At 74.4% G+C, this 6,892-nt stretch carries 8 protein-coding genes; 4 read left to right on the plus strand and 4 right to left on the minus strand.

All coding sequences use genetic code 11. The annotated features are described in order from the left end of the window. Nucleotides 1-42: 42 nt before the first annotated feature. From MY526_RS14570 to MY526_RS14580, 3 genes are all read left to right on the plus strand, one after another. Nucleotides 43-1,212, plus strand: coding sequence for a Gfo/Idh/MocA family protein (locus tag MY526_RS14570; protein WP_436704213.1), 1,170 nt, complete (start codon nt 43-45; stop codon nt 1,210-1,212). Continuing rightward, nucleotides 1,209-2,366, plus strand: coding sequence for a xylose isomerase (gene xylA, locus MY526_RS14575; protein WP_436691353.1), 1,158 nt, complete (start codon nt 1,209-1,211; stop codon nt 2,364-2,366). Before MY526_RS14570 ends, xylA begins: the two co-directional genes overlap by 4 nt. Nucleotides 2,367-2,458: 92 nt before the next feature. Continuing rightward, on the plus strand, nt 2,459-3,466 hold the full coding sequence (locus MY526_RS14580; RefSeq protein WP_436691354.1) for a sugar phosphate isomerase/epimerase family protein: 1,008 nt from the start codon (nt 2,459-2,461) through the stop codon (nt 3,464-3,466). A 187-nt stretch (nt 3,467-3,653) separates the two neighbouring features. Here MY526_RS14580 and MY526_RS14585 read toward each other — a convergent pair whose 3' ends face one another. From MY526_RS14585 to MY526_RS14595, 3 genes are all read right to left on the minus strand, one after another. Then, nucleotides 3,654-4,127 (minus strand): cupredoxin domain-containing protein, encoded by a 474-nt coding sequence (locus tag MY526_RS14585; protein ID WP_436691355.1) that lies wholly within the window; start codon nt 4,125-4,127, stop codon nt 3,654-3,656. Between the two features lie 97 nt (nt 4,128-4,224). Continuing rightward, nucleotides 4,225-5,163 (minus strand): alpha/beta hydrolase family protein, encoded by a 939-nt coding sequence (locus MY526_RS14590; protein ID WP_436704215.1) that lies wholly within the window; start codon nt 5,161-5,163, stop codon nt 4,225-4,227. Nucleotides 5,164-5,180: 17 nt separating this feature from the next. Then, nucleotides 5,181-5,528 (minus strand): hypothetical protein, encoded by a 348-nt coding sequence (locus MY526_RS14595; protein ID WP_436691357.1) that lies wholly within the window; start codon nt 5,526-5,528, stop codon nt 5,181-5,183. 56 nt (nt 5,529-5,584) lie between these two features. Here MY526_RS14595 and MY526_RS14600 point away from each other — a divergent pair, with 56 nt between their 5' ends. Continuing rightward, a complete protein-coding gene (locus tag MY526_RS14600; RefSeq protein WP_436704218.1) occupies nt 5,585-6,115 on the plus strand; it encodes a helix-turn-helix domain-containing protein in 531 nt (176 codons plus the stop codon). 33 nt (nt 6,116-6,148) lie between these two features. On the opposite strand, the gene MY526_RS14605 is transcribed toward MY526_RS14600, so the two are convergent. Further along, on the minus strand, nt 6,149-6,649 hold the full coding sequence (locus tag MY526_RS14605) for a hypothetical protein (RefSeq protein ID WP_436691359.1): 501 nt from the start codon (nt 6,647-6,649) through the stop codon (nt 6,149-6,151). Nucleotides 6,650-6,892: the final 243 nt, after the last annotated feature.

Here is a 6,892-nt window from a genome sequence, read left to right on the forward strand (position 1 = left end):
TCGCGTCACCCGGCGACTCCGCCTTCCCGAGGAGCCCTCCGGATGACCCCCACCCTCGGCGTCGGCCTGATCGGCTACGCCTTCATGGGCGCCGCGCACTCGCAGGCCTGGCGCACCGCCCCCCACTTCTTCGACCTCCCGCTCCGGCCCGAGCTGGCGGTGCTCGCGGGCCGTGACCCCGCCCGCGTCGCCGCGGCCGCCGAGCGGCTGGGCTGGGCCGGCACCGAGACCGACTGGCGCCGGGTGCTCGAGCGCGACGACGTCGACCTGGTCGACGTGTGCACCCCCGGCGACACGCACGCCGAGATCGCCATCGCCGCGCTCGAGGCGGGCAAGCACGTGCTGTGCGAGAAGCCCCTGGCCAACACCGTCGCCGAGGCCGAGGCGATGGCCGAGGCCGCCGAGCGGGCCGCCGCGCGTGGCGTGCGGTCGATGGTCGGCTTCACCTACCGGCGGGTGCCGGCGATCGGGCTGGCCCGGCAGCTGGTGGCCGAGGGTCGGCTCGGGCAGCTCCGGCACGTCCGCGCGCAGTACCTGCAGGACTGGATCGCCGACCCGGCCGCGCCGATGTCCTGGCGGCTGGAGAAGGACAAGGCCGGGTCGGGCGCGCTGGGCGACATCGGCGCGCACATCGTCGACCTCACGCAGCACATCACCGGGCAGCTGGTCACCGGGGTCAGCGCGGTGCTGGAGACCTTCGTGACCGAGCGGCCGCTGCCGGCCGAGACAGGCAAGCTGTCGGGCGTGGGCGGCTCGGAGATGGGTACGGTGACCGTGGACGACGCGGCGCTGTTCCTCGGCCGGTTCAGCGGTGGCGCGCTGGCCACCTTCGAGGCCACCCGGTTCGCCCTGGGCCGCAAGAACGCCATCCGGATCGAGGTCAACGGCTCGGCCGGCAGCCTGGCCTTCGACTTCGAGGACATGAACGTGCTCGAGTTCTTCGACGGCGACGAGCCGGCCGAGACCGCCGGTTTCCGCCGGGTCATCGTGACCGAGCCCGAGCACCCCTACGTCGGCGCCTGGTGGCCGGCCGGGCACGGGCTGGGCTACGAGCACGGCTTCACCCACCAGGTGGTCGACCTGGTCACCGCGATCGCCAAGGGCGAGGACCCCACGCCGTCCTTCGCCGACGGACTGCAGGTGCAGCGGGTGCTCGACGCCGTCGAGCGCAGCGCTGCCGCGAACTCCACCTGGACGGAGATCTCCCCATGACACCCACCCCGACGAAGGCCGACCGCTTCAGCTTCGGGCTGTGGACGGTCGGCTGGCAGGGCGTCGACGTCTTCGGCGGCGCGGTCCGGCCGCGGCTGGACCCGGTGGAGGCGGTGCACCGGCTGGCCGAGCTCGGCGCGGCCGCGATCACCTTCCACGACGACGACCTGGTCCCCGACGAGTCGACCCGCGAGAAGGAGCTGGCCCGGTTCCGCGACGCGCTGGGCGAGACCGGGCTGGGCGTGGAGATGGCGACCACGAACCTGTTCTCCCACGCGGTGTTCAAGGACGGCGGGCTGACCGCCAACGACCGCGACGTCCGCCGGTACGCCCTGGCCAAGGTGCTGCGCAACCTCGACCTGGCCGCCGAGCTCGGCGCGAAGACCTACGTGCTGTGGGGCGGGCGCGAGGGCGCGGAGTCCGGTGGGTCGAAGGACGTCGCCGCCGCGCTGGACCGGTACAAGGAGGCGCTGGACGCCCTCTGCGGCTACGTCCGCGAGCGGGGCTACGACATCCGGTTCGCCCTCGAGCCCAAGCCGAACGAGCCGCGCGGGGACATCCTGCTGCCCACCGTCGGACACGCGCTGGCGTTCATCGGCGCGCTGGACGAGCCCGACCGGGTCGGCCTGAACCCCGAGGTCGGGCACGAGGAGATGGCCGGGCTGAACTTCGCCCAGGGCATCGGCCAGGCGCTGTGGCACGGCAAGCTGTTCCACGTCGACCTCAACGGCCAGCACGGCCCCCGCTTCGACCAGGACCTGCGCTTCGGCGCCGGCAACCTGCGCGGCGCGTTCTGGACCGTCGACGTGCTCGAGGGCGCCGGCACCGGCCGGGCCTACGACGGCTACCTGCACTTCGACTACAAGCCGCCGCGCACCGAGGACATCGACGGCGTCTGGGGGACCGCGGCCGCCTGCATGCGCAACTACCTGATCCTGCGGGACAAGGTGCGGGCCTTCCGCGCCGACCCGGAGGTGGCCGAGGCGCTGGCGGCGTCCCGGGTCGACCAGCTCGCCGTCCCGACCGTCGGGGAGGGGGAGTCCCTGGCCGACCTGCGCGCCGAGGCGCACGACCCCGAGGCGATGGCCCGCCGTGGCATGCACTTCGAGCACCTGGACCAGCTGGCCATGGAGCACCTGCTCGGCGTCCGCTGACCCCCGTTTCCGGACCTTCCGCGCCGAACGTCCGCCCACCCGTTCCGGACTCTCCGCGCGGAGAGTCCGCTCCTGACCGAGGAGGACCCCGCATGCCCCGTCCCGTCACCCTGTTCACCGGCCAGTGGGCCGACCTGCCGTTCGAGGAGATGTGTCGGCTGGCCTCGCAGTGGGGCTACGACGGCCTGGAGATCGCCTGCTGGGGTGACCACCTCGACGTCGAGCGGGCCGCGAACGACGACTCCTACGTGCAGGAGCGGCTCGAGCTGCTCAAGCGGCACGACCTGCAGGTGTTCGCCATCTCCAACCACCTCAACGGCCAGGCCGTCTGCGACGACCCGATCGACGAGCGGCACCGCGGCATCGTGCACCCGCGCGTGTGGGGCGACGGCGACCCCGAGGGCGTCCGGCAGCGGGCCGCCGAGGAGATGAAGACGACCGCCCGCGCCGCGGCGAAGCTGGGTGTGCAGACGGTCGTCGGGTTCACCGGCAGCAAGATCTGGAAGACCGTGGCGATGTTCCCGCCGGTGCCCGAGTCGATGATCGAGGACGGCTACGCCGACTTTGCCGCCCGCTGGAACCCGATCCTGGACGTCTTCGACGAGGTCGGGGTGCGGTTCGCGCACGAGGTGCACCCCTCGGAGATCGCCTACGACTACTGGACGACGGTCCGCACCCTCGAGGCGGTCGGGCATCGCGAGGCCTTCGGGCTGAACTGGGACCCCAGCCACTTCGTCTGGCAGGACCTCGACCCGGTCGGCTTCCTCTGGGACTTCAAGGACCGGATCTACCACGTCGACTGCAAGGACGCGAAGAAGCAGGTCGGCAACGGCCGCAACGGCCGGATGGGCTCGCACCTGCCCTGGGCCGACCCGCGGCGCGGCTGGGACTTCGTCTCCACCGGCCACGGCGACGTCCCGTGGGAGGCCTGCTTCCGGATGCTCAACACCATCGGCTACGACGGGCCGATCTCGGTGGAGTGGGAGGACGCCGGCATGGACCGCCTGCTCGGCGCCCCCGAGGCGCTGGAGTTCGTCCGGCGGCTGGCGTTCGACCCGCCGGCCGCGGCGTTCGACGCCGCCTTCGCCAGCGGGAACTGACGAAGGACCCCGTCCTCCTCACCGCTCGCAGGCTCGCGGCGAGCCTCTGGACGGGGCCTCCCCGGGACGGGTTGTGACGGGACAGGACCCTTGGGGGGCGACCGGGGGGTGGGCGGCGAGCGGGGGGTCCCGCCGCCCACCCCCCGGGGTCGGGGGCCGGCGCTGGGCCGGGCGGTGTGGACCGCGGTCAGGCGGTCACGGTGACGGGGACCTCCATGCCGTTGGCCCGGTGCTGGCCGACGGCGCAGTAGAAGAAGTAGTCGCCCGCCTCGAGGGTCGCCTCGAGGGTCGCGGTGCCGCCGGGCTGGAGGACCTCGGTGGCGGCGACGGTCTCGCCGTCCCGCTCCACGGCGAAGTTGTGCGGCATCTGGCCGCTGTTGGTCACGTCGAAGGTGTACGTGCCGGCGGCGTAGGAGTCCTCCGACAGCTCGAAGGAGAAGTCGACCGCGTTCACCGTCACCGCCTCGGACTCCGCCGGCGCCGACGTCGCCGCCGCGCTCGACGAGGTCTCGGCCGCGCTCGACGACGTCGTGCTCTCCGTGGCCCCGGTGTCCCCGCCGTCGTCCCCACCGCAGGCGCCCAGCAGGCCGGCCACCGCGACGAGCGCGAGGGCGGCGGTGCGCCGTCGGACCGGCGCGGTCGAGCGCGTGCGATGGGACACGGGTCCTCCTCGGGAGGTCTGCGGTCACATCACCGGGCCGGCGGGAACCGCTTCGCCGGAGATACTGCAACTTTGTAGGAGATCGGGGAAGCCCCCTTCACAGGGGGTTTCCAGCCGAGGAGCCGACGGAGCACACCCGGCGGCACCAGCCGACCACCGTCTCGAGCACCTCGCGGTCGACCGGCTGGAGCAGCTCGGCGCGGTAGGCGCGCAGCGACGGCGGGCCGGGCTGGCGCCGCAGCGTGTGGGTCAGGTCGGGCACGAGCTGGGTCTCCACCGGGCCCGGCACGGTCGCCGCGATCACCGCGAGGTCGCCGGCGGGCACCTGGAGGTCCTTGGCCCCCGTCAGCGCGAGCACCGGGACGGTCAGCCGCTCGAGGTCCGTGCGCGGGTCGAGCGCGAGGAACTCCCGCAGCCAGCGGGCGTTGAGCCGGGCGCCACCGACCCACGCCGTGTCGGTCGTCGTCGCCCTGATCCGGGCGTGGTTGGCCGCCACCTTGGCCTCCAGGTCGGTGCGCAGCAGGCGGAGCAGCGCGCGCACGGGGGCCGGCAGCGTCGGGGTGATCTGCCGCGCCTGCCAGAGCAGCAGCTCGTCGCCCCGGGTGGCGCTGGCGGACAGCAGGACGACGCCGGCGATGTCGCTCCGCGCCCGCCGGGCGCCGCGAGCGGCCAGCGCGGCGCAGAGCAGGGCGCCCTCGCTGTGCCCGGCCAGCAGCAGCCGTGCCGGGTCGACCTCTGGTCGGGCGGCCAGCGCGTCGAGCGCGCGGCCGAGGTCGTCGACGTTCTCGGTGACGCCGGCGGTCCGCCAGTCGCCCGGGCTGACGCCGACGCCCCGCTTGTCGTAGCGGAGCGAGGCGAGACCGCCCGCGGCGAGGGCGTGCGCCAGCTGTCGGGCGACGTCGAAGCGGGCCCGCCGGTGGTTGGAGTCCCGGTCGAGCGGACCCGACCCGCTCGCCAGCACCACCGCCGGTGCCGGGCCGGGCGTCGCCGGGAGGGTGAGCGTGCCCGCCAGGGGCGGTCGGCCGGGGATCTGCACCTGGAGCTCCCGCACGGTCAGCGCGCCCCGGTCAGGTCGCCGGCGACCGCGGCGGCGTCGTCGGTACCGACGAGCAGGGTGTCGAACCGCTGGCCGGTGAGCCGCACCAGCACGGCCGGCTGCCCGCGGCGGACCGACACCAGCGACTTCCCGCCTCGCCGGCGCCACGTCCCGATGTGCCGGATGCCGGGGAGGCCGAGGCCGGGAGCGCGCAGCCCGCGGGTGGCGGCGAGGCCGTCGGGGAGGACCTCGACCGACGCCACGGCGGAGCGGGGCACCTCCAGGTCGCGCAGCAGGCCGAGCAGCTTCTCGCTCCGGGTGAGGGTGACGGAGAGGGTCTGCGGGGTGGTGGTCATCGTCGCCATGCGCCTATCATTCTCAATCGCGATACTAATGTCAAACATGAGAACGGTGGTGAGCCATGGCGTCCGCGGACCTGCTGCTCCACCCGGTGCGGCTGCGCATCGTCCAGGCGTTCCTCGGGAACCGGACGCTGACCACCACCGACCTGCGCGGCGAGCTGGCCGACGTCCCGGCGGCCACGCTGTACCGGCACGTCGGGACCCTCGCCGACGCCGGCGTGCTGGCGGTGGTGGGGGAGCGGAAGGTGCGCGGCGCGGCCGAGCGCAGCTACCGGCTGGTGACCGAGGCGGCGTCCGTGGGCGGGGACGAGGCGGCGGCGATGACCGCCGAGGAGCACCGCCGGGCGTTCGGGACCTTCGTCGCCGCGCTCCTGGCCGACTTCGACCGCTACACCGCGTCGGCTGGCAGCAGGGGGCTCGACCCCGCCCGCGACGGCGTGGGCTACCGCCAGGTGGCGCTGTGGCTCACCGACGAGGAGTTCGGCGAGCTGGTCGCCGACCTGCGGACGGTCCTCTCCGCGCGCACCGAGCTGCCACCCGACGGCGCCCGCCGGCGGCGGATCGTCAGCCAGGTGTTCCTGCCGGGGTGATCCTCCGGGCCGGGACGGCGCCCCGGCGGGGGGTCACTCGGCCCGGCGCGCGGCGCGGGTGGCCTTCCGGTTGGCCCTGGCCAGGGTCTTGGCGGCCTTGCGGACCCGTCGCGGCTCGCGGTCGATCGTGCCGCGGGTCAGCAGGCCGACGCCGATGCCGAGCAGCCACACGTCCTTGGCCACGGCCAACCCGTCCTGCGTGGGGGCCAGGCTGCCCGGCTTCCGCATGCCCGGGGTGTTCAGGTAGAGCCCGAGCAGCCCGCCGGAGAAGGCGGTGAGCGCCGCGCCGGCGACCGCGGTGGGCACGAACGGTGCCAGCAGGAGGCCGCCGATCGCCATCTCGCCGTAGGCCAGGCCCTTGGCGAACTGCTGGGGCGGGACGTTCTTGAGGAACGGGTAGGTCCCGGCGGCGAAGCCGTGCAGCCCGGCCGCGGTGCCCTCGTCGGCGCCGCGCTTGCCGAGGCCGCTGTTGAGGATGAAAGCGCCGGCCGAGATCCGGGGACCGATCTCGGACAGGGTGATGGGCAGACGCATCGTGCACCTCGCTGGTCGGAGTCGGTGGTCCAGGGCTCGACGGAACTCTGGCCGACTCCGGCTGTGCCCACCACCCCGGGCGTCAACCGCCCGGGGTGGTCGGGCTCAGCGGCCGCCGCGGCGGGAGCGGCCGCTGAAGGTGCTGGCGGAGTGCGTCCCGGCGCGGGCGGCGAGCTCGGCGCGGGTGCGCGCCGGGCCGGCCGGGCGCCCGGAGCCGCCGCGGGCGGCGGTGCTGCCGGAGCC

It is taken from the genome of Geodermatophilus sp. CPCC 205761 (genome assembly GCF_051383655.1).
Classification (GTDB): domain Bacteria; phylum Actinomycetota; class Actinomycetes; order Mycobacteriales; family Geodermatophilaceae; genus Geodermatophilus.

Bases quoted from the DNA above. Each gene is read 5' to 3' on its own strand.
- MY526_RS14580 (WP_436691354.1), top strand. From the start codon at position 2,459: ATGCCCCGTCCCGTCACCCTGTTCACCGGCCAGTGGGCCGACCTGCCG.
- MY526_RS14595 (WP_436691357.1), bottom strand. From the start codon at position 5,528: ATGGCGACGATGACCACCACCCCGCAGACCCTCTCCGTCACCCTCACC.
- MY526_RS14570 (WP_436704213.1), top strand. From the start codon at position 43: ATGACCCCCACCCTCGGCGTCGGCCTGATCGGCTACGCCTTCATGGGC.
- xylA (WP_436691353.1), top strand. From the start codon at position 1,209: ATGACACCCACCCCGACGAAGGCCGACCGCTTCAGCTTCGGGCTGTGG.
- MY526_RS14600 (WP_436704218.1), top strand. From the start codon at position 5,585: ATGGCGTCCGCGGACCTGCTGCTCCACCCGGTGCGGCTGCGCATCGTC.
- MY526_RS14605 (WP_436691359.1), bottom strand. From the start codon at position 6,649: ATGCGTCTGCCCATCACCCTGTCCGAGATCGGTCCCCGGATCTCGGCC.